At 42.5% G+C, this 23,645-nt stretch carries 24 protein-coding genes; 10 read left to right on the forward strand and 14 right to left on the reverse strand.

Annotated features, from left to right (window positions below; genetic code table 11):
* Positions 1 to 26: 26 nt before the first annotated feature.
* The 9 genes from aroF to I5349_RS08065 form a co-directional block, all read right to left on the reverse strand.
* Positions 27 to 1,037: a 3-deoxy-7-phosphoheptulonate synthase gene (gene aroF / locus I5349_RS08025; RefSeq protein ID WP_226390240.1), complete on the reverse strand. Its 1,011-nt coding sequence runs from the start codon at positions 1,035 to 1,037 to the stop codon at positions 27 to 29.
* 11 nt (positions 1,038 to 1,048) lie between these two features.
* Positions 1,049 to 1,828: a tryptophan synthase subunit alpha gene (gene trpA / locus I5349_RS08030; RefSeq protein ID WP_226390241.1), complete on the reverse strand. Its 780-nt coding sequence runs from the start codon at positions 1,826 to 1,828 to the stop codon at positions 1,049 to 1,051.
* Between the two features lie 42 nt (positions 1,829 to 1,870).
* Complete coding sequence (gene trpB / locus I5349_RS08035) at positions 1,871 to 3,049, reverse strand: tryptophan synthase subunit beta (RefSeq protein WP_226390766.1); 1,179 nt, start codon at positions 3,047 to 3,049, stop codon at positions 1,871 to 1,873.
* 20 nt (positions 3,050 to 3,069) lie between these two features.
* Positions 3,070 to 3,723 (reverse strand): phosphoribosylanthranilate isomerase, encoded by a 654-nt coding sequence (locus tag I5349_RS08040; protein ID WP_226390242.1) that lies wholly within the window; start codon positions 3,721 to 3,723, stop codon positions 3,070 to 3,072.
* Positions 3,724 to 3,728: 5 nt separating this feature from the next.
* Positions 3,729 to 4,532: an indole-3-glycerol phosphate synthase TrpC gene (gene trpC, locus I5349_RS08045; protein ID WP_226390243.1), complete on the reverse strand. Its 804-nt coding sequence runs from the start codon at positions 4,530 to 4,532 to the stop codon at positions 3,729 to 3,731.
* Between the two features lie 28 nt (positions 4,533 to 4,560).
* Positions 4,561 to 5,571: an anthranilate phosphoribosyltransferase gene (gene trpD / locus I5349_RS08050; protein WP_226390244.1), complete on the reverse strand. Its 1,011-nt coding sequence runs from the start codon at positions 5,569 to 5,571 to the stop codon at positions 4,561 to 4,563.
* 14 nt (positions 5,572 to 5,585) lie between these two features.
* Entirely contained in the window at positions 5,586 to 6,167 is a 582-nt protein-coding gene (locus I5349_RS08055; RefSeq protein ID WP_226390245.1) for an anthranilate synthase component II, read from the reverse strand.
* A 1-nt stretch (position 6,168) separates the two neighbouring features.
* A complete protein-coding gene (locus I5349_RS08060; protein ID WP_226390246.1) occupies positions 6,169 to 7,578 on the reverse strand; it encodes an anthranilate synthase component I family protein in 1,410 nt (469 codons plus the stop codon).
* A 358-nt stretch (positions 7,579 to 7,936) separates the two neighbouring features.
* A complete protein-coding gene (locus I5349_RS08065; protein ID WP_226390247.1) occupies positions 7,937 to 8,401 on the reverse strand; it encodes a MaoC family dehydratase in 465 nt (154 codons plus the stop codon).
* Between the two features lie 125 nt (positions 8,402 to 8,526).
* On the opposite strand from I5349_RS08065, the gene I5349_RS08070 reads away from it, so the two are divergent.
* Positions 8,527 to 9,294 carry a YdcF family protein gene (locus tag I5349_RS08070; RefSeq protein ID WP_226390248.1) on the forward strand — a complete coding sequence of 256 codons (768 nt, stop codon included), beginning with the start codon at positions 8,527 to 8,529 and terminating at the stop codon, positions 9,292 to 9,294.
* Here the strand turns inward: I5349_RS08070 and I5349_RS08075 are convergent.
* The 3 genes from I5349_RS08075 to I5349_RS08085 all read right to left on the reverse strand — a co-directional run bounded on the left by I5349_RS08075 (position 9,291) and on the right by I5349_RS08085 (position 12,551).
* On the reverse strand, positions 9,291 to 10,655 hold the full coding sequence (locus tag I5349_RS08075) for an NAD-dependent succinate-semialdehyde dehydrogenase (RefSeq protein WP_226390249.1): 1,365 nt from the start codon (positions 10,653 to 10,655) through the stop codon (positions 9,291 to 9,293). The two genes, I5349_RS08070 and I5349_RS08075, sit on opposite strands and share 4 nt — an antisense overlap.
* On the reverse strand, positions 10,652 to 11,062 hold the full coding sequence (locus I5349_RS08080; RefSeq protein ID WP_226390250.1) for a rhodanese-like domain-containing protein: 411 nt from the start codon (positions 11,060 to 11,062) through the stop codon (positions 10,652 to 10,654). Before I5349_RS08080 ends, I5349_RS08075 begins: the two co-directional genes overlap by 4 nt.
* 73 nt (positions 11,063 to 11,135) lie before the next feature.
* Positions 11,136 to 12,551, reverse strand: coding sequence for an MBL fold metallo-hydrolase (locus I5349_RS08085; RefSeq protein ID WP_226390251.1), 1,416 nt, complete (start codon positions 12,549 to 12,551; stop codon positions 11,136 to 11,138).
* Positions 12,552 to 12,674: 123 nt separating this feature from the next.
* On the opposite strand from I5349_RS08085, the gene I5349_RS08090 reads away from it, so the two are divergent.
* On the forward strand, positions 12,675 to 13,184 hold the full coding sequence (locus tag I5349_RS08090; RefSeq protein WP_226390252.1) for a metallophosphoesterase family protein: 510 nt from the start codon (positions 12,675 to 12,677) through the stop codon (positions 13,182 to 13,184).
* Positions 13,185 to 13,262: 78 nt separating this feature from the next.
* On the opposite strand, the gene I5349_RS08095 is transcribed toward I5349_RS08090, so the two are convergent.
* Positions 13,263 to 13,409, reverse strand: coding sequence for a hypothetical protein (locus tag I5349_RS08095; protein ID WP_226390253.1), 147 nt, complete (start codon positions 13,407 to 13,409; stop codon positions 13,263 to 13,265).
* 180 nt (positions 13,410 to 13,589) lie between these two features.
* Between I5349_RS08095 and hisS the strand changes: the two genes are divergently transcribed.
* From hisS to I5349_RS08115, 4 genes are read left to right on the forward strand one after another with little or no spacing between them, the layout of a single operon-like run.
* Positions 13,590 to 14,954, forward strand: a complete 1,365-nt coding sequence (gene hisS, locus I5349_RS08100) for a histidine--tRNA ligase (protein WP_226390254.1) — start codon at positions 13,590 to 13,592, stop codon at positions 14,952 to 14,954.
* 9 nt (positions 14,955 to 14,963) lie between these two features.
* The gene (gene hutH, locus I5349_RS08105) at positions 14,964 to 16,475 is read left to right on the forward strand and encodes a histidine ammonia-lyase (RefSeq protein WP_226390255.1); all 1,512 of its coding nucleotides are present in this window, start codon (positions 14,964 to 14,966) and stop codon (positions 16,473 to 16,475) included.
* Positions 16,476 to 16,478: 3 nt separating this feature from the next.
* On the forward strand, positions 16,479 to 16,817 hold the full coding sequence (locus I5349_RS08110; RefSeq protein WP_226390256.1) for a YbaB/EbfC family nucleoid-associated protein: 339 nt from the start codon (positions 16,479 to 16,481) through the stop codon (positions 16,815 to 16,817).
* Positions 16,817 to 17,839, forward strand: a complete 1,023-nt coding sequence (locus I5349_RS08115) for a glycosyltransferase family 2 protein (protein ID WP_226390257.1) — start codon at positions 16,817 to 16,819, stop codon at positions 17,837 to 17,839. Before I5349_RS08110 ends, I5349_RS08115 begins: the two co-directional genes overlap by 1 nt.
* Here the strand turns inward: I5349_RS08115 and I5349_RS08120 are convergent.
* On the reverse strand, positions 17,832 to 18,047 hold the full coding sequence (locus tag I5349_RS08120; protein ID WP_226390258.1) for a PspC domain-containing protein: 216 nt from the start codon (positions 18,045 to 18,047) through the stop codon (positions 17,832 to 17,834). The two genes, I5349_RS08115 and I5349_RS08120, sit on opposite strands and share 8 nt — an antisense overlap.
* Before the next feature lie 118 nt (positions 18,048 to 18,165).
* Here I5349_RS08120 and I5349_RS08125 point away from each other — a divergent pair, with 118 nt between their 5' ends.
* The 4 genes from I5349_RS08125 to I5349_RS08140 all read left to right on the forward strand — a co-directional run bounded on the left by I5349_RS08125 (position 18,166) and on the right by I5349_RS08140 (position 22,951).
* Entirely contained in the window at positions 18,166 to 19,980 is a 1,815-nt protein-coding gene (locus I5349_RS08125) for a TPR end-of-group domain-containing protein (protein WP_226390259.1), read from the forward strand.
* A 176-nt stretch (positions 19,981 to 20,156) separates the two neighbouring features.
* Entirely contained in the window at positions 20,157 to 21,137 is a 981-nt protein-coding gene (locus I5349_RS08130) for a pyruvate dehydrogenase complex E1 component subunit beta (protein WP_226390260.1), read from the forward strand.
* 279 nt (positions 21,138 to 21,416) lie between these two features.
* Complete coding sequence (locus I5349_RS08135; protein WP_226390261.1) at positions 21,417 to 22,028, forward strand: hypothetical protein; 612 nt, start codon at positions 21,417 to 21,419, stop codon at positions 22,026 to 22,028.
* A gap of 125 nt (positions 22,029 to 22,153) precedes the next feature.
* Complete coding sequence (locus I5349_RS08140; protein ID WP_226390262.1) at positions 22,154 to 22,951, forward strand: dienelactone hydrolase family protein; 798 nt, start codon at positions 22,154 to 22,156, stop codon at positions 22,949 to 22,951.
* Positions 22,952 to 23,645 lie beyond the last annotated feature (694 nt).

Below are 23,645 nucleotides of genomic sequence, written 5' to 3' on the forward strand. Positions count from 1 at the left end.
TCAATCAACAACCACTGATATAAAAATCAGAAGCTATTTCTTAGTTCAAACGTTTGATTGAGTTGTTTTATTAACTTAGAACTCTCCTCAAAGTTTAAGGTTTGCTGTCCATCAGAGAATGCTTTTTCAGGTATCTCATGGGTCTCAAAGATGATCCCATCTGCTCCTGACATCACTGCTGCGAGTGCCATCGCTGGCACATACTGCCTGATTCCTATTCCATGTGATGGGTCTACCACTACAGGCAAGTGTGATTTCGCCTTTAAGATAGGTACGGCATTGAGGTCTAATGTGTTTCTACTGGCGCGCTCGTAAGTTCTGATACCACGCTCACAAAGGATGAGTTTTTCATTTCCTCCAGAAAAGACATACTCAGCAGAGTAGAGTAGCTCCTCGACAGTACCTGAGATACCACGCTTGATCATCACAGCTTTATCTATTTTACCTAGTTCGTCTAGTAAATTGAAGTTCTGCGTATTACGAGCACCTACCTGATAGATATCTACATAATCGTACATCTCCTCGATCTGAGATACTTGCATCACCTCAGTTACGATCTTGATTCCAGCTGCTCTAGCGAGCTCATACCACATCTTGAGACCATCGATACCCATTCCTCTAAAAGAGTAAGGACTACTTCTTGGTTTAAATACTCCTCCCCTCATGATTTTGACTCCATTGGCAACTAAGTGGTCGATCACCTTTTTGATCTGCTCTTCACTCTCGATGGAGCAAGGTCCAGCCATAAGGGCAAGACCTCCATCTGCTATCGTCACACCATCTCCAAGGTCTATCACAGTAGGATTTACTTTCCACTTTTTAGAGACTAGCTTATAGTCGTCAGAGACCATGTGGATATCAGAAATACCAGAGGTATTACCTAGGTTTCTGATATCAAACTCACCCTTTCCGATCCCTATGATATAGTGACCTATCTGTGTTTTTACTTCTGTTCCTTTATGGTTGATCGCAGCAAGTTTCTCATGAATAGCATTTATCTCTTGCTCGCTGATTCCTTTTGTCAGTTGAATGATCATAGTTTCATTAGTTAAGCGATGACGCTTTGGATATAGGTTTGAATGGCAGCCTTTAGATCACCACCCTTGGCTTTTGTAAGTACATTGATGAAGGCACTTCCGATGATAGCACCTTTAGAATATTGACAAGCAGTATCAAAAGTGGCCTTATCTGAAATACCAAAGCCAATCAATCGTGGATTTTTAAGCCCCATCTCATTGACTCTTTTGAAGTAGCTGATCTGCTCTTCTGATATGCCTGACTTAGCACCCGTGATGCTCGCTGATGATACCATGTAGATAAATCCCCTGCTGTTTTCATCGATCAGTCGAATCCTCTCTGCGGAGGTCTGTGGCGAAATCAAAAAGATATTAGCCAGATCGTAAGCATCAAAAGTCGCTTTATACTCTTCCATAAATTGGCTCATCGGCAAGTCAGGCACAATGATACCATCTATACCGATTGCAGAGATCTCTTGACAAAACTTCTCTATCCCATACTGAATGATAGGGTTAAGATAGCCCATCAAAATCAATGGTACTTGTGTCTTTTGACGGATATCTTTTAATTCAGACAGCAACTTTTTGAGGGTCATTCCCTGATCCAGCGCTGCTTGATTACTCTCTTGGATAGTCGGACCATCTGCCACAGGGTCTGAAAAAGGAATACCGATCTCAATGATATCAGCACCAGCTTCATCTAGTGCTTCGATGATCGGAATGGTATCTCCTGCACTCGGATAGCCCGCGGTGAAGTAAACTGATAAAAGTCGACTGTCTTTATTTTGGAAAAGTTGTTCTATGCGATTCATTTCAATGCTTATGAATATATAAAGTCTATTTCAACGATTTGATTAATAATTTCCCCACTTGATATAAGTATCCAAGTCTTTATCTCCTCGGCCAGACAAGTTGATCACGATGACATCATCAGATTTGTATTTGACCTGATTGAGGGCTGCAAAGGCATGGGCTGTCTCAATGGCCGGAATGATGCCTTCTAACCTGCTTACTTCTATACCCGCTAGCATGGCATCTTCATCTTCTACGCCTACAAACTCTCCTCTACCCGTCTCAAATAAGTGCGCATGCACTGGGCCGATCCCTGGATAATCTAGACCCGCTGAAATAGAGTAAGGCTCTGTCACTTGACCATCTTCTGTCTGCATGAGGAGTGTTTTGCTACCATGGAGAATTCCTGGTTTACCTAGTGCTGTAGTAGCTGCTGATTTGCCTGAAAAAACCCCCAAGCCTGCTGCTTCGACTGCAATCAATCTAACTTCAGGCGTATTGTAGTAGTGATAAAAAGCACCTGCTGCATTACTGCCTCCACCTACACAAGCGATGACTAGGTCTGGATTTTCTCTTCCTTCTTTTTCTAGCAATTGTGCTTTGATCTCTTCGCTGATCACTGACTGAAACCTAGCCACCATCTCAGGATATGGGTGTGGCCCAACCACGGAACCTATGATGTAATGCGTATCTACGGGATTATTGATCCACTGACGCATGGCTTCATTGGTAGCATCTTTGAGCGTTTGGCTACCACTAGTCGCAGGTACGACTTTAGCACCAAGGATACGCATACGCTCTACATTAGGACGCTGACGCTCCATGTCATGCTTCCCCATGTAGACAGTACAATCCATACCCATCAGAGCACAGACAGTAGCTGTAGCGACTCCATGCTGACCGGCACCAGTTTCAGCGATGATACGCTTCTTACCGAGTTTTTTGGCTAGTATGATTTGTCCAATCGTATTATTGACCTTGTGCGCACCTGTATGACAGAGATCTTCTCTCTTGAGATATATCTTAGCACCATACTTCTCTGACAGCCTTTGAGCATAAAAAAGTGGTGTAGGTCTCCCTACATAGTCTTTTAAAAGACTTTTAAACTGCGCTTGAAAGTCTGGTTCAGCGACTATACGTTCGTAGTTATCTCTCAGCTCTTCTATGTTTGGATGCAACATCTCTGGGATATAAGCCCCTCCGAAATTGCCATAAAATCCTTTTTCATCAACTGCTATCAATGTTTTCATCGTTATGAGATTTAGATCTTTGCTATAGGCTGATTAATCAGCATTTTTAATTTTTCAATATCTTTTATACCTGGCGAGGATTCAAACTTACTATTCACATCCAAAGCCATCATACTGGGAGTTCTCTTGGATAGTTTTTGAATAGCCTCCGACATCCCCATATCTACTCCTCCACTCAAAAAGAATGGGATACTCGATGGATAATGATGCAGTACTTTCCAACTGAAGGCTTCTCCTGTACCGCCAAAGGCTTCACTTTTGGTGTCAAATAGGAAATAGTCTGCAAAAGCCTCATAATCTGCCATATCCAATAAGTCAAACTTGGGCCCTACTCTAAACACTTTGATGATGGGCAGTTTAGTAGCTTTCTTGATAGCCTCCACCTCCTCAGGAGATTCATCCCCGTGCAGCTGAAGGATATCAAGCTGATGAGTGTTGATTTTCTCTTGGATAAAATCAATAGATGCCTTTACAAACACCCCTACCTTTTGGGTACTACTTGGCCAGGATTCATAGAGTTCCTTAGGAAGAGGTGCTGCCATGTATCTAGGAGATTTTTCATAAAAGATAAATCCCATGTAGTCTGGCTTGATTTCTTCCAAAACCTGACGCACATTGTCAGAATCTCTCATCCCACAGACTTTCAGTTGAAGGCGCTTTCTCATCAGGCTTACTTCTTGGTGTCTAGAGATTTAAGTTTTTGCATGAAATCTTTAGCCGCATCATGTGGTCTGCTGCTCTTCATAAAGTTTTCTCCTATGAGAAAACCTTGAAACCCAGCAGTTCTTAAGTCAACGATGGTCTGTGGGTCACTGATGCCACTTTCGGAGATTTTGACATACTGATCAGGAATTTGATCCAGCAGATCATAAGAAGTTTGTACACTCACCTCGAAAGTCTTCAAGCTTCTATTATTCACCCCTAGCAGATCAATCTGTGGATGAAGATTGTTTAGCAGCTCAGCGTCATCATGGACTTCTAAGAATACTTCTAAGCCTAGACTATGAGCAAAATCCGCAAGAGACTTCACTTTGGCTGGCTCTAAAGCCGCTGCAATCAGTAAAATACAGTCAGCACCGATAGACTTAGCTTCTATGATCTGATACTCATCCACAACAAAATCCTTTCTCAGGATCGGACAGAAATTATACTGACGAGCGGTAATCAAGTCTTCATTTTTTCCACCAAAAAACTCCGTATCTGTCAATATAGAAAGTGCTGAAGCACCTGCTTGCATATAGCCGATAGAGGTTCTTTCTACCTGTGCTGTAGCATTGATCAGACCTTTAGAAGGTGACTTTCGCTTAAACTCTGCGATAATTCCCGTCTTATCCGGTCTGAGGATATATTTTTTCATAGAAACTGGCTTCCCTTCGAAAAAAGTGCTCTTTTCCAACAGTTTAGTCGGATAAAGGGCCTTTCTTTCGGCCACTTCTACATGCTTATGTGCAATAATTTTATCTAATACGTTCATATCTTATATCAAGGTCAACCTTATTGATTTAATTAAAAGAAACTGAGCTGTTAGGGCTAACAAGCTTCTGAAATACCCCTAAAGCCTTTTTGGATAGCAAGGCTTCTTCTGCCTGAGCTACAGCCTCTGGGAAACTTATTGCCTCATTAGCAGTCACTAATGCCGCTGCAGCATTGGCGATCACTACTTGGTTTTGTGCCTTAGTCCCATTTCCTCGGAGTATATCTTCAAATATCTTAGCAGACTCCTCTACGGTCTCTCCTCCTTTGATTTGAGCAGCTTGGATAGTTTCTAAGCCTAGATCATCTGGATCATAGAGTTTTTCACCACTATGGGACACCATCTTGAAAGCTCCAGTAAGAGAAATCTCATCATAGCCATCTAAAGCATGAAGGATCGCAAACTTCGCATCAGTATTTTGATACAAATATCCATATAACCTCGCCAATTCTAAGCTAAATACCCCGACCAATTGCTTTTTAGGAAAAGAGGGATTAACCATAGGTCCGAGCATGTTGAAAAAGGTCTTCACACCAAGGTCTTTTCTGATCGGTGCTACATTTTTCATCGCAGGGTGAAAGAGTGGCGCATGTAAGAAACAGATGCCTGCCGTATCTAAACTCTGTTTGATCTTACCGATATCATTTGTAAACTCATACCCAAAGTGCGCTAGCAAATTTGATGAGCCACAAATAGAACTTACTCCCGTATTGCCATGCTTAGCCACTGGCTGACCACAAGCAGCTACGATAAAAGAGGATAAAGTAGAAATATTGAAAGTGTCCTTACCATCTCCCCCAGTACCACATAGATCCATGGCATCATATTCGGAGATTTCTACTGGGACGCACAGCTCTAGCATTGCCTCACGAAAGCCCTCTAATTCTTCCACGGTAATACTGCGCATCAGATAGACCGTCATGAAGGCCGCCATTTGGCTCGCATTATACTTTCCTTGGGTGATGTTTTTCAAAATCTCCTTTGCCGTAGCCTTATCTAGTGATTGATAAGCAATGAGTTGATTTAAAATTTCTTTCATATAATAGCTTTGGCCTAAGCCTTTGGATTAAATGTTAACCAGTTTTGCATCAGCTGCACACCATTCTCTGTGAGAACACTTTCTGGATGAAACTGAACCCCTCTGACTTCATGCTGTGCATGTTTAAATGACATCACTTGCCCATCTGGACTGGTCGAAGTCACGATCAGTTCAGCAGGCATCGTCTGTCTATTGACCACCCAGCTGTGGTATCTTCCTACTCGGAATTCACGAGGCAAACCTTCAAATATGTGATCAGTATTTTCCACTTTGATTTGAGTAGCCAGTCCATGAACTACCTCACTTAGATTATGGAGAGATGCGCCATACGCTTCTGCAATCCCCTGATGCCCCAAACAAACCCCTAATATATCCTTGCTAGCACCGTATTGTTTAATCAATGCTGGCATGATACCCGCCTCATCGGGCACTCCAGGACCTGGTGAGAGCAATATTTTATCATATTGCCCCGCAGCTTCAAGAGATATAGCGTCATTTCGATAGATGTCCAACTGCGCACCGAAGCCTAAGTCTCTGATGATATACACCAGATTATAGGTAAAGGAGTCGTAATTATCTAATACTAAAATCTTCATGTCAGAGTGTTTGAGCGACTTCTAATGCATTTCTCAAAGCAGCCAGTTTATTGGTCACCTCTTGTAGTTCACTTGGGATGTGTGACTTGGCCACTACACCCGCCCCAGCTTGATAGCTTAGTTCATTTTGATGAGAAACAAAAGAGCGAATCAAAATAGCGTGATTGAAGTCTCCATTGAATCCCAAGAAGCCTATAGCTCCGCCATAAAAGCCTCTATTTTTATTTTCCAGACCATCGATTAGCTGCATAGCCTTGTACTTTGGTGCACCTGATAAGGTACCCGCTGGAAAAGTATCCGCCACAAGTTGCAGCCTGTTGACATCAGGATTCAGTTTACCAGTGACTTTGGATACTAAGTGGATGACATGAGAGTAATATTGGATCTCCTTGAATGTCTCCACATTGACCTGGTGGGCATTTCTACTCAAATCATTACGAGCCAAATCCACAAGCATCACATGCTCTGCATTTTCCTTTGGATCATCATAAAGCTGAGCAGCTAAGGCAGCATCAGACTGATCATTGCCCGTCCTACGAAATGTCCCCGCGATAGGGTGAATGGTTGCCTGCTCTCCTTTGATCACAATCTGAGCCTCTGGAGATGAACCAAATACCTTAAAACTTCCAAAATCAAAGAAGAACAGATAAGGAGATGGATTGACGGACCTCAAAGCACGATAAACATTGAAGTCATCCCCCTTAAACTTATTCGTATACCTTCTCGATAGTACGATTTGAAAAACATCACCTCTAAAGCAGTGCTCCTGTCCCTTTTTTAAGATCTCCAAGAAGGCTTCATCTGTAAAATTGGATGTCTCCTCTCCTGTCAACTGAAAATTGTAAGCTGGTATATTTTTATTATTCAGCACATGGAGGATAGTATCTAGCTGAGAATCTTCATGTACACCAGCGATATTATGTTCGATGAGATAGAGTTCATTTTTAAAGTGATCTACTACGATCACATAGCGATAGGTGCTGTATAGCATCTTAGGGATCTGAGGTTTCTCTGCCTGCTGTATCTCTATAGTGTCAAAATGAGCCACTGCATCATACTGCATATAGCCAAAGAGGCCATTGGTCACAAACTTATACGGAAGATCCACATGCTTAAAATAGTTAGAAAAAACCCTCACCTCATCCACTAAAACACGATCACCCAGAGGCTTCCTATCTATATTTCCATCTGGCAAGGTCATGGTCAACTCAGTCCCCAAAAGCTCAATGGTGGCATTAGGCTCGAAACAGATGTAACTGTAGCTATTCTCTTGCCCATGGTAGTCAGAGCTTTCTAGCATGATCGCATTCTGATATTTATCTCTGATGCGCAGATAGATACTTACTGGCGTGATGGTATCTGCCAATTTTTTCACTACCTGTGTTTTTATTTCAAATACTTTTTGACTCATGATTTTTTCCTTGAATTTCCCCAAAACAAAACGACCCATCGGAGAGTCCGACAGGTCGCGTCTAATATGTTTATCAAAACAGTTTAGGCAATAACGATCCGCTTACTCTCACCGAGAATATGAAGATGCCACCACCAATATTTGTTAACTGTATTGTTCATTTTTTCTAATTCGAATTTCAAATTTAGGAAGCCAGATTTTACATCAAAATAATTTCTCGTTTATTTTTTAATGCAAAAAACTCAACAATCCTTATATCGCTCAATTTCAAATACTTAGATTTATCTAAACATTAATATCTAAGCATCGCAATGTAAAGAATAGCAGCCAGCCAATTTGTTGATGACTTGCCAGCTGTTTACAAAAAGTGATACAAGAATATCAGAGTTGCGGTGTAAGCAGGCTTTTTCTGACCCTTAATCTCTAAGGTGATATGGATATTAGCCTTGGTAGTTCCTCTTAGATTTACCACATTTTCCATCTTGGCTACGAGCCTCACTTCGTCATTGACCAATACTGGCTGCGCAAATTTCATATTCTCCACCCCATAGTTGATCATCATCTTGAGGTTATTCACTTGAATGATCTGTTCCCAGAGGTATGGTGCAAGCGATAGCGTGAGGTAACCATGAGCGATGGGAGCACCAAAAGGTCCTTCCTTAGCTGCTCGCTCAGGATCCGTATGAATCCACTGATGATCAAGCGTAGCATCTGCGAAACAATTAATTTGCTCTTGGGTGATCTGGTGATAGTCTGAGGTGCCTAAAGTCTGGCCGATTTGTTTTTCAAAATCCTCAAAACCATTGATAATAAGTTTGTTCATGTACAATTCATTGATATCAAGCCCCGAATATAGCCGTTTTAGTTTTTTGAGGAGACATTTTACTCAACAAAATAGCGGGTCTTATCCAATTCACTTATTTTTGAGCACCTCTTCTGATATGATCTATGTTTTTCATACTATCTAAAATAGTAGGCATCTTGGTGATGCCACTTACCATCATCCTCATCCTGTTTGGGGCCTCTTATCTCCCTAGACTTAAGAAAAGAGCTGCCCTACTCCGTATTACAGCTTTTGTCATGCTGCTTGCGATGAGTAATCAGTTTCTAACCAATATCGTCATGAGACTTTGGGAACCTGAGGCCATAGATCTACAAGAGATGCCCACCTATGACCTCGCAATTGTCCTCACAGGAGTGACCAACTTGAATAAGAGTACTCCTGATAGGGTATTTTTCAACAAAGGAGCTGATCGTGCTACGCAGACTATACAGCTCTATAAACTTGGGAAAATAAATAAAATACTCATCACTGGCGGACAAGGATTGTTTACTAAAAATGGCAATCGTGAAGCTGAACTCTTAGCCAATTTCATGGAAATAGCAGGAGTGGCCAAAGAAGATATCATCATCGAAAATCAAGCAGTTAACACCAGAGAAAATGCAGTATTCACCGCTGAGATCTTAGCAGATGAGTATCCAAAAGAACAAAAGCACCTTTTGATCACTTCAGCATACCACATGTACAGAGCGCAGGCTTGCTTTGACAAGGTAGGCTTACAAACAGCAGCTTTTCCAGTCGCTCACAATAGCCACCCGATCCGATTCAATATAGAAGAACTCCTCTTTCCAGACCCTATGTGCTTGGTCAAGTGGCAATCTCTATTCAAGGAAATCATCGGGATTGCTACTTATAAAGTCATGGGCTACCTCTAACCGAAATAGAGAGTCTTGATATTCACAAACTCCCGAATGCCATTTTTAGAAAGCTCTCTACCGTAACCTGACTTTTTGATTCCTCCAAAAGGCAAATAAGGATTAGAAGCCACAAGTGAATTGATAAATACGCCCCCGCTTTCGATTTGTCTAGCGATCTTTTCTGCCTTTGACAGATCTTTACTCCAAAGGGAAGCACCCAGACCAAAACGAGAATCGTTAGCTATCCGGATAGCATCTGTGGTATCTTTGGCTTTGATGATGGAAGCCACAGGTCCAAAAAGCTCTTCTTCGTAAGCAGGCATACCTGGCTGAACGTCTGTTAAAATAGTAGGACTAAAAAGCGCACTATCTGCCTCAGGACGTATACCTCCAATTAGCGCCTTAGCGCCTTTTTGAATCGAAGCTTCTACTTGTTCCCAAAGCTCCATAGCCAAATCAGCTCGGGCCATACAAGCATAGTCTGTCTCCTCTTGCAGAGGATCTCCTTGTTGCTGAGCGGCCATCTCCGCCTTAAAAATGCTCAAAAATTCCTCATATACTGCCTCTACTACGATGAAGCGCTTAGCTGCAATACAACTTTGACCAAAATTGATCATCCTAGCCTTGACAGCTGTTTGAGCAGCTTTTTCCACATCTGCATCAGCTAACACGATAAATGGATCACTCCCACCAAGTTCGAGTACGCTCTTTTTGATGTGCTTACCAGCCAGTTCGGCTACTTTACTTCCTGCACCCTCACTTCCTGTAAGTGTGACAGCCTGTACGTGCTCATGTGCAATAATATCTGCCACCATATCGCTTCCCACCACCAAAGTCTGAAAGCAACCTACTGGAAATCCTGCTTTGATGAACACCTCTTCGATAGCGAGTGCACACTGAGGTACATTAGAAGCATGCTTGAGTAGGCCAACATTACCCGCCATCAATGTAGGTGCTGCAAACCTAAATACTTGCCAAAAAGGGAAGTTCCAAGGCATAATCGCCAGCACGATACCCAGAGGATCATAGACTACTTTGGCATTGTTTTCCTCAGGTAGATTGATGATGTCTGCAGAGAGAAAACGCTCCGCATGACTGGCATAAAAATCACATGCCCAAGCACACTTTTCTATCTCTGCGATAGATTCCTTGAGTACTTTCCCCATCTCCAAAGTGATGAGTTTGGCAAGTCTTGCTTTATCCTTTCTTAGAATATTGGCAGCATTTTCCATCAACGCTTTACGCTGATCGAATGTAGTAGCACGCCAAGATTCGAAAGTTGCCTGAGCTATGGCGATCTTTTCCTTTACCGCTTCAGAATTATGCACTTGATATGATTGGAGGGTTTCTTTAGTGTATGGATTGACAGAGTGAATCATGATGTTTGGGTTTTCTTGATTGGGAATCCTTTTTCTTTCCAATCAGTAATACCAGACTTCAAACAAAGCACATTTTTAAAGCCACTATCTTTCATGATCTTCATCACTTTGTCTGATCGATTGCCCGTACGGCAATACACATAATAAACAGCTGCTTTATCTAGTTCTGCTAAGCGCATATCAAAATCCTCCGCCTCAAAATCTAGATTAATTGCACCTTCAATATGTCCCTCGATGTAATCTGAGTAACTTCTCACATCGATCAAAAAGGTCTCTTCATTATCCAAAGAGGCTTCTTCTATCCTTTCTTTGAAGTATTCTGCATCAAGATTTAAAAAAGTCAATCGCTCATTAGACTCACAGGCCATCAGGAGCAATAATAAAAATAGCATACTTAATTTTCTCATCGTATTTTCAATTAAATGGTCAAATTTAAAGGTACAACAAAAAGAGGTTGATTAAAAACCAACCTCTCTATGACTATTTTTTAGCTAAAAGCGCTTCTCGTTTCAGTTGATTCGGACAAGCTCCACTTTCTGTAGTGATGCCTGCCACTTTTTTGATCGCTGCAAATCCCCCATAGACATTGGTTACATGATCAAAACCTTTGTTTTTCATCATGGATGCGGCTATCATCGAGCGATAACCTCCCGCACAGTGAATGATATATGGCTTAGCAGGATCTAGTTCGTCTAGACGCTCTTCTAATTCTACCAAAGAGAGAGATTTAGCACCTACTATGTGATCTGTAGCATATTCAGTGCTTCTTCTAACATCTATGATTTCTTGATCTGGGAAGTGCTTGATCTCCTCCGCAGTGATAGAGGCTACTTTTCTAACAGGCTTTCCTGCTGCTTCCCATGCAGCTACTCCCCCAGCGAGATAGCCTTTTACTTGCGTAAAACCTACTCTAGCCAATCTTAAGACAGACTCATAAACTTTGTCTTCTGAAGCTACCAGTATCAATGGTTGGCTGATAGAAATCAATGCACCAACCCACGGAGCAAACTGTCCATTCAATCCAATATTGATCGAATTCGGCAAGTGTCCCTGCTCATACTCATCTGGAGTTCTAGTATCTAAGATCAAAGCATCTTTGGCAGCTGCTTCAAATTCACTGACACTAAGCGCCTTTTGATTGCGCTCCAGAATCAAAGAAATGTCCTCATAGCCACCCTTGTTGAGCTTCACGTTTTCAGGGAAATAAGCAGGTGGTGTCTCTAGTCCATCAGTCACTACTTCTATAAACTGCTCCTTGCTCATAGGCTGTAACGCATAGTTCATTTGACGCTGTACACCTACCGTGGAAACTGTCTCTTTGGAAATATTTTTACCGCAAGCCGAACCAGCCCCATGTCCAGGATAGACGATCACCTCATCTGCTAGTGGCAGTATTTTCTGCTGTAGTGAATCATAGAGCATGCCTGCCAAATTCTGAATAGTCAGGTCACTTTTGGCTGCAAGGTCAGGTCTCCCGACATCTCCTATAAATAAAGTATCTCCTGTGAAAATGGCATGGTCTTTACCTGCTTCATCTTTGAGCAGATAGGTAGTAGACTCAGGGGTATGCCCTGGGGTGTGGAGTACTGTGATGCTGATATCCCCTAGCTTGAGCACTTCACCATCTTCTGCATTGTAAGCATTGTAAGCGGTATTTGCTTGAGGGCCAAAGATCAGCTTAGCACCTGTCGCCCTTACTAGATCCAAGTGTCCTGATACAAAGTCAGCATGAAAATGCGTCTCTAAAACATACTTAATCTTAGCACCACGAGCGGCTGCCATATCGATATAAGGCTGCACTTCTCTCATCGGATCGATGATCGCTGCCTCACCTGCTGACTCTATGTAATATGCCCCCTGTGCGAGGCAATTAGTGTATAATTGTTCTACTTGCATAGCGTATTGGTTTGATCAAAAAAATGCTTCATTTGGATTTTCAAAGATAAGAAAGAATCCCTTTTGAGTAGATACTTTATTGATTAAACTGTAGTTTCAAAGTGCAAAACACAAACACATAAAATGGCAAAAAAGATTGGGATCATCTCAGATACTCATAGTTTCCTAGACCCTCAAGTCAAAGAAGTCTTTCAGGACTGTGATGAGATATGGCATGCAGGTGATATCGGAGATGCAGCGGTAATAGAAGAACTGGCTCGATGGAAACCTCTCAGAGCAGTATATGGCAACATAGATGATCAAAACCTGAGGCGTGCCTACCCCGAGGATTTGTTCTGGGAAGTAGAAGGCCTATCCATCTACATGACCCATATCGGGGGAAAGCCTCCCCGATATAGCAAAGGTATCAAAGCAAAAATCAAAGCAGCTCAAGCCAACATATTCATTTGTGGCCATAGTCATATCTGCAAAGTAGAAAAGGATCCTGTGCTAAATTGCCTCTATATCAATCCCGGTGCTGCGGGAAATCACGGCTTTCATCGTGTGAAAACGGTGCTAAGAATGACCCTAGACCAAGGAAAAATCAGCCACTTAGAAGTCGTAGAATTAGGCAAAAGAGGGGCGCTAGTTTAAAATAACGCATATCTAAACGAAAAATGCAGTGCCATCTCGGATAGCACTGCATTTTTTATCTTAAGGAATTAAAGCAGATTACTTCTTAGTAAACTGTGCTTTCAATTCTTCTTTGTCTACATTTTTGATAACAGGAGTCGCTGTCAATTGCTTGATTTTGATCACTCTTGTGTTTTGAGCCTGTCTTTTTCTCTTAAGTTTTCTAACTAGTCTAGTAACTGCCATTGCTATATAATTTAAAATTTCGGTACCTCTTTTTCCAAACGAGCCACAAATATAGAGATTTCTATTCGTAATACACAAGGGTTAAAAGAATTTGCTAGGATTTTTTAATCCTTATCGCTTGTCCGCTCTGGATTAGCTAAAATTGAGGGCATTTATTAGTTTTGGGGAAATTTTGAGATCATGAGTAACCAGAAACCAAGCCTTCCTAAGGGTACGAGAGACTTTGGCCCTATCCAAATGGCCAGAAGAAACTACATCTTTGATACGATCAAAAAGACTTTCAAACTCTTTGGATACGAACAAATAGAAACTCCAGCGATGGAAAACCTATCTGTACTCACCGGTAAGTATGGTGACGAAGGAGATCAGTTACTCTTTAAAATCCTCAACTCTGGAGACTTTATGTCCAAAGCTGACTCCAGTGACCTGAATTCCAACACACTCCTCCCTCAGATAGCAGAAAAGGGCTTGAGATATGACTTGACAGTGCCTTTTGCACGCTATGTCGTGATGAATCGCCATGAGATCAATTTCCCCTTCAAGCGTTTTCAGATACAGCCAGTCTGGAGAGCCGATAGACCTCAAAAAGGTCGCTATAGAGAATTCTACCAGTGTGATGCAGACGTTGTGGGCACAGACAGCCTCCTATGTGAAGCAGAGATCGTACTCATGATCAATCGTGTATTTGCTGACTTAATGATCACAGACTACAGCATCAAGATCAACAATAGAAAAATCCTCAGTGGCATAGCAGAAACGATCGGAGCCCCAGGTCAAGAAGGCCCCCTCTGTGTGGCCATAGACAAACTAGATAAAATAGGCCAAGAAAAAGTCAACGAAGAGCTTATCCAAAGAGGCTTTAGCACTAGCTCAGTAGAAAAGCTAGCCCCTATCTATGATCTAAAAGGTGATAAAGAAACCGTCATCAATTCCCTCAAAACATACTTGCAAGACTCAGAAATAGGCCTCAAAGGACTTGAAGAATTAGAAGAAGTCTTTCAGTTAGTCAAAGACTTTGGCTTGTCGGAAGACCATATCGCATTTGAACCTACATTAGCGAGAGGACTCTCCTACTACACAGGAGCGATCTTTGAAGTCAAAGTAGCCCATGTGAGCATAGGTTCGGTGAGTGGTGGTGGCCGCTATGACAACCTCACAGGGGTATTTGGCATGGAAGGTGTCTCTGGCGTAGGATTTTCATTTGGAGTGGATCGCATCTATGATGTGATGGATGAGTTAGCGCTCTTTCAAAACATCCAACTAGAGGGTACGCAAGTCCTGATCACTACCTTTGACGAGCCTAGCTATCGCTATGGCTTGCAAGTATTGGCTACCCTAAGAGGTGCTGGTATTGCAGCTGAACTCTTTCCAGAAGCAGGGGCTAAAATGAAAAAGCAAATGAACTATGGGGATAAAAAGCAAATTCCCTTTGTCTGTATCATCGGCAGTGAGGAAGTCGCTCAGCAAAAGCTTACCTTTAAAAATATGAGTACTGGAGAACAACAACTTTTAACTCCAACCGAAATCATCCGTATGCTCACTTAAAGAAATAAGATGGAATTTATCGTCAGCCCCGATTTTTTAGCATTACAACAACTCTATGAAGTCATAGAAGAACCAACTCTTTTAAAAATAAGCGAGGCTTCTCTAGAGCGTGTGAAGAATTGCCGACTCTATCTGGATGAAAAACTCAAACAGACGAATAAGCCGCTTTATGGTATCAATACAGGCTTTGGCTCATTATACAGTAAAAACATCTCGGGAGAAGACCTGGAGAAGCTTCAAGAAAACCTCGTCAAATCACATGCTTGTGGCACAGGAGCAGAAATAGACAGTTCACTAGTGCGACTCATGCTTTTACTCAAAGTACAGTCTTTAGCCTATGGACACTCAGGCGTACAAGTCAATACATTAGAGAGGCTCGTTGACTTATTCAACGCAGGTATTTATCCTGTGATCTACCAACAAGGCTCACTAGGCGCCTCTGGAGACCTAGCGCCTTTAGCACACCTAGCCCTACCATTGATGGGCCTGGGAGAGGTTTACTTTAGAGGTGAAAAAGTCCCAGCGGCTTCACTCATTGAGAAACTGGGTTGGGAACCTATCCGCTTCAAAGCCAAAGAAGGATTGGCGCTCCTCAATGGCACACAGTTCATGTCTGCGCTAGGGCTTTGGTCGATCTATCATGCAGAAAAGCTCAACCTCCTAGCTGACATTATAGGGGCGCTTTCTTTAGACACCTTTGATGGTCGCTTGGAGCCATTTGATGCCCAAGTGCAAAACATCAGACCACATCAAGGACAAGAAGCCACTGCACAACACATCAGGCAATTGCTTCATGGAAGTGAACTGATCGCACAACCTAAGCAGCATGTGCAAGACCCCTACTCTTTTAGATGCATGCCACAAGTACATGGTGCGAGCAAAGACACCCTGCAATTTGTCAAAAAAACCTTCGAAACAGAGATCAATAGCGTCTCTGACAATCCAAATATCTTCCCGCAAACAGATGATATCATCTCAGCAGGAAACTTCCACGGACAGCCACTTGCATTGGGACTGGACTTTTTAAGCATCAGTCTAGCAGAGCTAGGCAGCATCAGTGAGCGGAGAACTTACCAGTTGATCTCCGGACTGAGAGAGCTTCCTCCCTATCTAGTGGCCAATCCTGGACTACATTCAGGCTTGATGATCCCACAGTACACTGCGGCCTCCATCGCGAGTCAAAACAAACAACTCTGCACGCCTGCTTCTGTAGATAGCATCGTCAGTTCCAATGGCCAAGAAGACCATGTCAGCATGGGTGCCAATGCCGCTACCAAAACAATTAAAGTAGTCGACAACTTATATACACTGCTTTCGATCGAACTGCTGACAGCAGCACAGGCACTCGATTTCAGAAAACCCCTGACAAGCAGTCCGACTTTGATGGCATTCTGCCAAGAATACCGACAATTAGTGCCTTTTATAGAAGAGGATCGAATCTTGCACGAGGACATTCAGACGACAATTGCCTTTCTAAAAGGCTTGTCTATCGCATCAGTACAACACATCATTAAAAGATAAGCTATGTTTGATTTTATGAACATCATGAGTAAGGTAAAAGAAGTCCAAGCCAAAGTAAAAGAGGCACAGGAAAAACTTGCTCACATCCAAATCACTGCAGAATCAGGAGCCGGTATGGTCAAAGCCACCATCAATGGCAAAAGAGAAATCATCTCTATCGACATCGATAACAGCTTGGTCAAAGTGGAAGACAAAGACATGCTACAAGACTTAGTCGCTGCCGCAGTCAACAATGCCAACAGACAAATAGACGAGCGGATCAAAGAAGAAATGAAGAAAGCGACAGAGGGATCACTTCCAAATATCCCCGGCATGGACTTCGGCAATATGTTTGGTGGCTGATGAAACGCGCAGCAGTCGTCATACTGAATTACAATGGAAGGCAAATGCTCGAACAGTATTTGCCTTCTGTGATACAACACACGGAGGCTAGCATCATCATTGTAGATAATAATTCTTCGGATGACTCAGTGACTTTTTTACAAGCCCATCATCCTGACCTGCCACTGATCCAGCTAGATCAAAACTATGGCTACAGTGGTGGCTATGCCAAAGTCCTAGAGACACTCCAAGGACAGTACACCTATTATATACTACTCAACTCAGATGTAGAAGTCACACCCAACTGGGACACAACTCTCCTAGCTTGGCTAGACGAGCATCCCCAATATGCTGCGGCACAGCCTAAGATTCTTTCTTATCAAAATAGACAAGCCTTTGACTATGCGGGAGCAGCAGGTGGATATATAGATAGCCTGGGTTATCCTTATTGCCGTGGCCGTATCTTTTATACCATAGAGGAAGATCATGGACAATATGATGAGGTCAAGGACATTTTCTGGGCGAGTGGTGCCTGCATTGTATTGAGAAGTAGCGCCTATCATGAAGTAGGAGGATTAGACCCTGATTTCTTTGCGCACATGGAAGAGATCGACCTGTGCTGGCGCCTATTTAGACAAGGGCACAAGGTAGCCTGCATTCCCCAATCAGTAGTTTATCACCTAGGTGGAGGCACACTAGATAGGCAAAGCAGTTTCAAGACTTACCTCAACTTTCGTAATAATTTATACCTTTTGGACAAAAACCTTCCAGAAACTGAAAGAGGAAAAATCATCTGGATGAGGTTGTTTTTAGATGGCTTAGCAGGACTCAACTACCTGATCAAAGGTGAGTTGCGAAATATACAAGCCATCATTCGTGCCCACAGACACTATTTTAACCACCGAAATGAGTGGAGAAAAAAATGGAAACTGGCATCAAGTTTGCCTCGTAATAGAGGTCTTGAGAAGTATTTTGAAAAGAAGAATATTTTGAAAGACTATTTTATTCGTGGAAAAAAGACGTACGTTGACTTGATTAGCTAAACCACATTCTACGCTTAGATCGAAAATACTTGCGCATATCGATAACAAAAGCGAGTGCTAAGTAGATTATAAGAGGAGAACCTAAAGCTAAAAATGAAGTATAGATAAAAAAGAGTCTGATATGATCGATAGGCATCCTTAGTTTTTCGCCTAATTTGGTACAAACACCAAAAGCTCTTTCTTCAAAAAACAACTTTATCTTTTCCATATGCTTAGTCTATTATTGAAAGTATTAACGAATCACATACCAATTTAGTGAAAATTTTAATAATATTGTAGTGCTTAATAAACGAAAACAATCTAAAAACCAATTTAAATACCACGTTATGAAAAAAACACTTTTTCTACTAGCCATCGGTGGAACAGTTGCTTTCTCGGGATGCTCCCTTAAGCAAATGGTCAAAATGGCCAAGGATCAAGACCTTGCCGTTAACCCTAGTCCACTAGAAGTGCACGCAGATACCGTTAAATTCGAAATGTCTGCCGTGTTGCCAACAAACATGCTGAAAAAAGGAAAGGTATATTCTATCAATACCTTCTATACTTCAGGAGCGGATGAGGTAGCATTGCCTACTGCACTTTCTTTTTCAAGAGAAACTTATCCAAATCAATCTACAGAAGCCCCTTCTACTAGCGTTCAGCAAGCTTTCTTATACAAAGAAGGTATGAACCCTGGTGAACTTCAAGTTCAAGGTGTGGCCTCAAACCCTAAAAACGGTAAAGAGAGAAAGACAGACAGAATGACTGTAGCTCCTGGCTTGATCACTACTTCTAAGCTTGTCATCGCTGATGGTGGTGCTGCTTACGGTGTAGGTGGTGAAGGTGGAAGCATGGCAGCTATCGCTGATCATGGTTACAACAACCAAGAAGAATTGATCCCAACAAACGTTGAGTTCTTCTTCGAGCAAGGAAGATCTACTTTAAGAAACTCTGAGAAGTCTTCTGAAAGAGGTAAGTTCTTAAGCGCTTTCGTAGCAGAGAAAAACGTAACAAGATCAGTAACGATCACTGGTACGCACTCTCCTGAAGGTTCTGAAAGAATCAACTCTAAACTATCTGAAGACAGAGCAGCTGTCATCGAGAAGTTCTACAGAGAGCAAATGGCCAAGTATGACTACAAAGGCGAAGCAGATGGTATCAACTTCATCTTGAAGCCAGTAGTTGACGATTGGACTGATTTCAAAAACGAACTAGCTTCTTATGATGGTATTAGTGCTTCTGAGAAGTCTGAAATCTTAAACATCGTAAACGGTGCAGGTTCTTTTGACGAAAAAGAGAAGAACTTGAAGAAATTGTCTACTTACAAGACTATCTTCAGAGACATCTATCCTAAGCTAAGAACAGCTAAGACTGATATCTTGACAGTAAAAGAAAAGAAAACTGATGCTGAGATCTCTGCATTGGCTAAGCAAATCGTAAGCGGTCAGACTAACGCTGATGCTCTTTCTGCTGAAGAAATGGCTTACGCTGCTACTTTGACTCCTGACTTGAAGGAGAAAGCTGATATCTATGCAGCACTTGTGAAGAAGACTGACAGCTGGGTAGCGCACAACAACCTTGGTGCAACTCACCTAGAGATGGCACTTAGAGGCATGGATGCTACAGCTAACCTATCTAAGGCAGCTACACACTTCGAAACAGCTAACAGAAAGAAAGCTAACGCTGAATCTACTAACAATCTTGGTGTAGTTTACTTACTACAAGGCAACGCTACGAAGGCTTACGCTACATTGAACAGTGTGGCTTCTATGAATCCTTCTGCTAGCACAATGAGATCTAATGCAGCTGCTAAAGGTGTAGTAGAGATCATGCTAGGTAAATATGATGCAGCAGTAGCTTCATTGTCTAAAGCTGACGAAACTTCTGTAAACCTATTCAACAAAGGTCTTGCGCAACTATTGAAGAAAGATTTCCAAAATGCATCTACTTCATTCAATGAAGCAGCTAGCAAAAACAGCAAATTAGCTATCGCTCACTACGGTGCAGCCATCGCTTCTGCTAGATTAAATCAAGAGAGCAAAGTATATGAGCACTTGACGAAAGCAGTAGCTGGTGATGCTAAATTGAAAGACAAAGCAGCTACAGACCTTGAGTTCAGAAACTACGCAAGTACTGACGGATTCAAAGCCGCTATCAGATAATACACAGAGATTTTATCTCTTACACTAGAAGGAGTGATTCACGTCACTCCTTCTTTGCGTTTATACCCCTCCCCACTCGTCAAAAATCAGCGTTAAATCCCCTATCAAAGCCAAAATATCTTTGGTAATTGAAGCCGATCTTCCTATTTTTACGCTTCCTTAAAAAGACCTTTCCAATGAGAGAAATACAATTTAGAGAAGCTTTGAGAGAAGCGATGTCAGAAGAGATGAGACGCGATGAGCGTGTTTTTTTGATGGGAGAAGAAGTAGCCGAGTACAACGGTGCTTATAAAGTGAGCCAAGGCATGCTAGACGAGTTTGGTCCTAAGCGTGTGATTGACACCCCTATCGCTGAGCTAGGATTCGCTGGTATCGGTGTAGGTGCTGCTGTCAATGGCCTCCGTCCGATCATCGAGTTCATGACTTTCAACTTCTCTCTTGTAGCGATAGATCAGATCATCAACTCAGCAGCCAAGATGCTCTCTATGTCTGCTGGACAGTACGGTGCCCCGATGGTATTTAGAGGACCAACAGGTAATGCAGGTCAACTAGGTGCACAGCACTCACAGAACTTCGAAAACTGGTATGCCAATACACCTGGGCTCAAAGTAGTCGTGCCTTCTAATCCTTATGATGCCAAAGGACTCCTCAAAGCCAGTATCCGTGATGAGGATCCTGTGATCTTCATGGAATCAGAACTCATGTATGGAGACAAAGGCGAAGTACCTGAGGGAGAATACCTCCTACCACTCGGACAAGCACATATCGTCAAAGAAGGGACTGATGTGACGTTGATATCTTTTGGTAAAATGATGAAGATCGCCCTAGAAGCTGCTGAAGAAATGGCCAAAGAAGGCGTCAGCTGTGAAGTGATCGACTTGAGAACTGTTCGTCCGATCGACTACAAAACAGTGCTCAATTCCGTAAAGAAAACCAACAGAGCCGTGATCGTAGAAGAAGCTTGGCCACTTGCCTCGATCTCTACAGACCTCGCTTTCAACATCCAAAGACATGCCTTTGACTACCTAGATGCACCAGTCTTGAGAGTCAACTCCATGGACGTTTCGCTTTCTTATGCGCCTACCCTCATCGAGGCTACGCTGCCTAGTGTGAAGCGTACGATCGAGGCGATCAACAAAGTAACTTACAGAGCTTAAAACACTTAGCATCTACAGAAAGGAACTCAAAGGGTTCCTTTTTTTATTTTTTACACAAACTGACGGCCTAAACACCTGAGAAATTCTAAAAATCTGAGTATCAACTGCGCTTTTGAGGTCATTAATTGTTTTTCGATATTTTCATACACAGAAAAACTACATTAAAAACTATTATATTGTTTTTAAGTAAATATTATATATTTTATTTTGATTTCTTTCTTTTTTGTCTTGCAGATGATTGGATTATTTTTTTACTTCACATCAAATAGACAGGGGTATATGAAAAAAATCTACGCACTAACACTGGGAGTACTAGTAGTATTAGCTACTTGGGGATGTGAACCAAAGGGCGAGCAAGTGATTCAAGCATCACTGAGTGCTTATATCGACTCCTACAACATGCGCAATCCAGAAGAATGGATCAACATCGTCCATCCGCTTTGCTATGATGGTAGAGCAACTGCGCTCATGACCTATTATGAAAACAAGCCAAAGTCACTACAATATGAGCAAGCTAAACTCGTCAAGAGAAGTGGCTTCGTCAGTCATGGAGATACGCTCATTACTTTACTCAAGGTAAAGATCAGGGCTTATGAAGATACCGAAAACCAAAACATCTATCAATTAGCTACTTCCCTACGCACCCACAAGGTGAGTTATGGAGAGCGCAATGTGACTTATGCCAAAGAAGAAGCACGCGTCTGGATAGAAAGCCTCGTTCCTTTCCTAGCCATCTCTGAGGATGCAGGCAACTCTTGGAAGCTAGTGCCAGACCTTAAAGAAGAGCTGCTACAAAACATCCCGCTCAATGCTGGCGTGAGGTACAAACTCAACGAGTTTTACCAACAAGAATTTAACCACCAACTGTATAAACAAACGGCCGGCTTATAAGCCCATTTTTTAACCTGATGAAACCGCTGTCTTTTCGGAGATAGCGGTTTTTTTTATGCCCTAGTCTACAAACTTTCTGCTCGCCAAACTAGTTATATGTACCTACACGTAAATTAACCAAATCTATGAAAACGATCAAAAAACTCACTTTTGCCCTAGCGCTCGTGCTTATGGCATTTGCTGCTCAGGCACAGAAGAAAATCATCAAACAAGACGTGACCTATACAGATGCTAACGGTACCAACCTCATCGGTTACCTAGCTTACCCTGAAGGCGCTAAAAATAACCCAGCCGTACTCGTAGTACACGAGTGGTGGGGACTCAATGACTATGTAAAGATGCGTGCAGACCAATTAGCTGAACTAGGCTATGTGGCTATGGCTGTCGACATGTATGGAGACAGAGCACAGGCAGACAACCCTCAGCTAGCTTCTGAGCTATCTGGTAAAATCTATGCAGACCCTACCCTACTCAAAGCAAGATTTGATGCAGGACTAGCCAAAGTAAAGACCCTAGACTTTGTGAATAAGGACAAAGTAGCTGCTATGGGCTACTGCTTCGGTGGATCAGTCGTGATCAATGCCGCCAAGCTAGGCGCAGATGTAGACGGTGTGGTCAGCTTCCATGGCAACCTAGCCGGTGCACCAGCTGACAAAGACCTCTTGAAAGCCAAAGTATTGGTGCTGCATGGCAAAGACGATCAGTTCGTCAGTGCAGAAGAGATCAGCACTTTCAGAACGGGAATGGATGGCATCCAAGCAGACTACGAGTTCATCGAGTATGACAATGCCACTCATGCCTTCACAAATCCTAATTCTACGGCTACAGGAGAGAAATTCAGCATTCCGATCGCCTACAACGAGAAAGCAGACAAAGCCTCATGGAAAGAAATGAAAGGCTTCTTCAAAGAGCTTTTCAAATAAAGGAGGATAAACCCAAAGATAAAGGCAAGCCGCACGGTTTGCCTTTTTTTATGCTATCTGATCGTATTGATGACCCCAAAGTGTGTCACACCACGCCTCTGTCCAAAAGCCACGAATGCACGAATTGATCCCTACATAGATTGTTACCCATGTAGAGACGCGATTTATCGCGTCTCTTGTATGCATGTGTAATCAGCCAATCGTATTTACCTCCTGAAGGGAGGGAATATATCCATAGCATCACGCTGCCAGTTTACCGTCATCCTACCAAAAGTGGTAGGCAGGGGCGAGCCTCAAGCGAAGCCATCCATGAACCCGCCTGCCTCCCGCAGGTCTGCCTCACGAAGGGAGAGATCTCAGTGTAGAAAGGCTACTGCCCTCCACTTATTCATTGGTCGCAGAAGGTATCGGTTGAGACGATAAAGCCCTGAAAGGGCGTAATAAACTAGCACAGGGTGAAGCCCTGTGTTTAAAAAGATGGATTTCCTATGAGCGCTGAAGGTGCGAAACAATCACTTCCTCCTACTAAAACACGAGCCTATTGATTGACTAAACATAAACCACTAAAACCGTTAGACTCCCATGACCACCTCCCCCCTTCTAATCATTTCAACCATTTCATCAATAGCATCCAACATAAAAAACCAACACCTCAAAGAACGCTCAATCGATCATCTGAAAAGCAAGATCAAAA

The sequence above is a fragment of the Penaeicola halotolerans genome (genome assembly GCF_016464625.1).
Classification (GTDB): domain Bacteria; phylum Bacteroidota; class Bacteroidia; order Cytophagales; family Cyclobacteriaceae; genus Penaeicola; species Penaeicola halotolerans.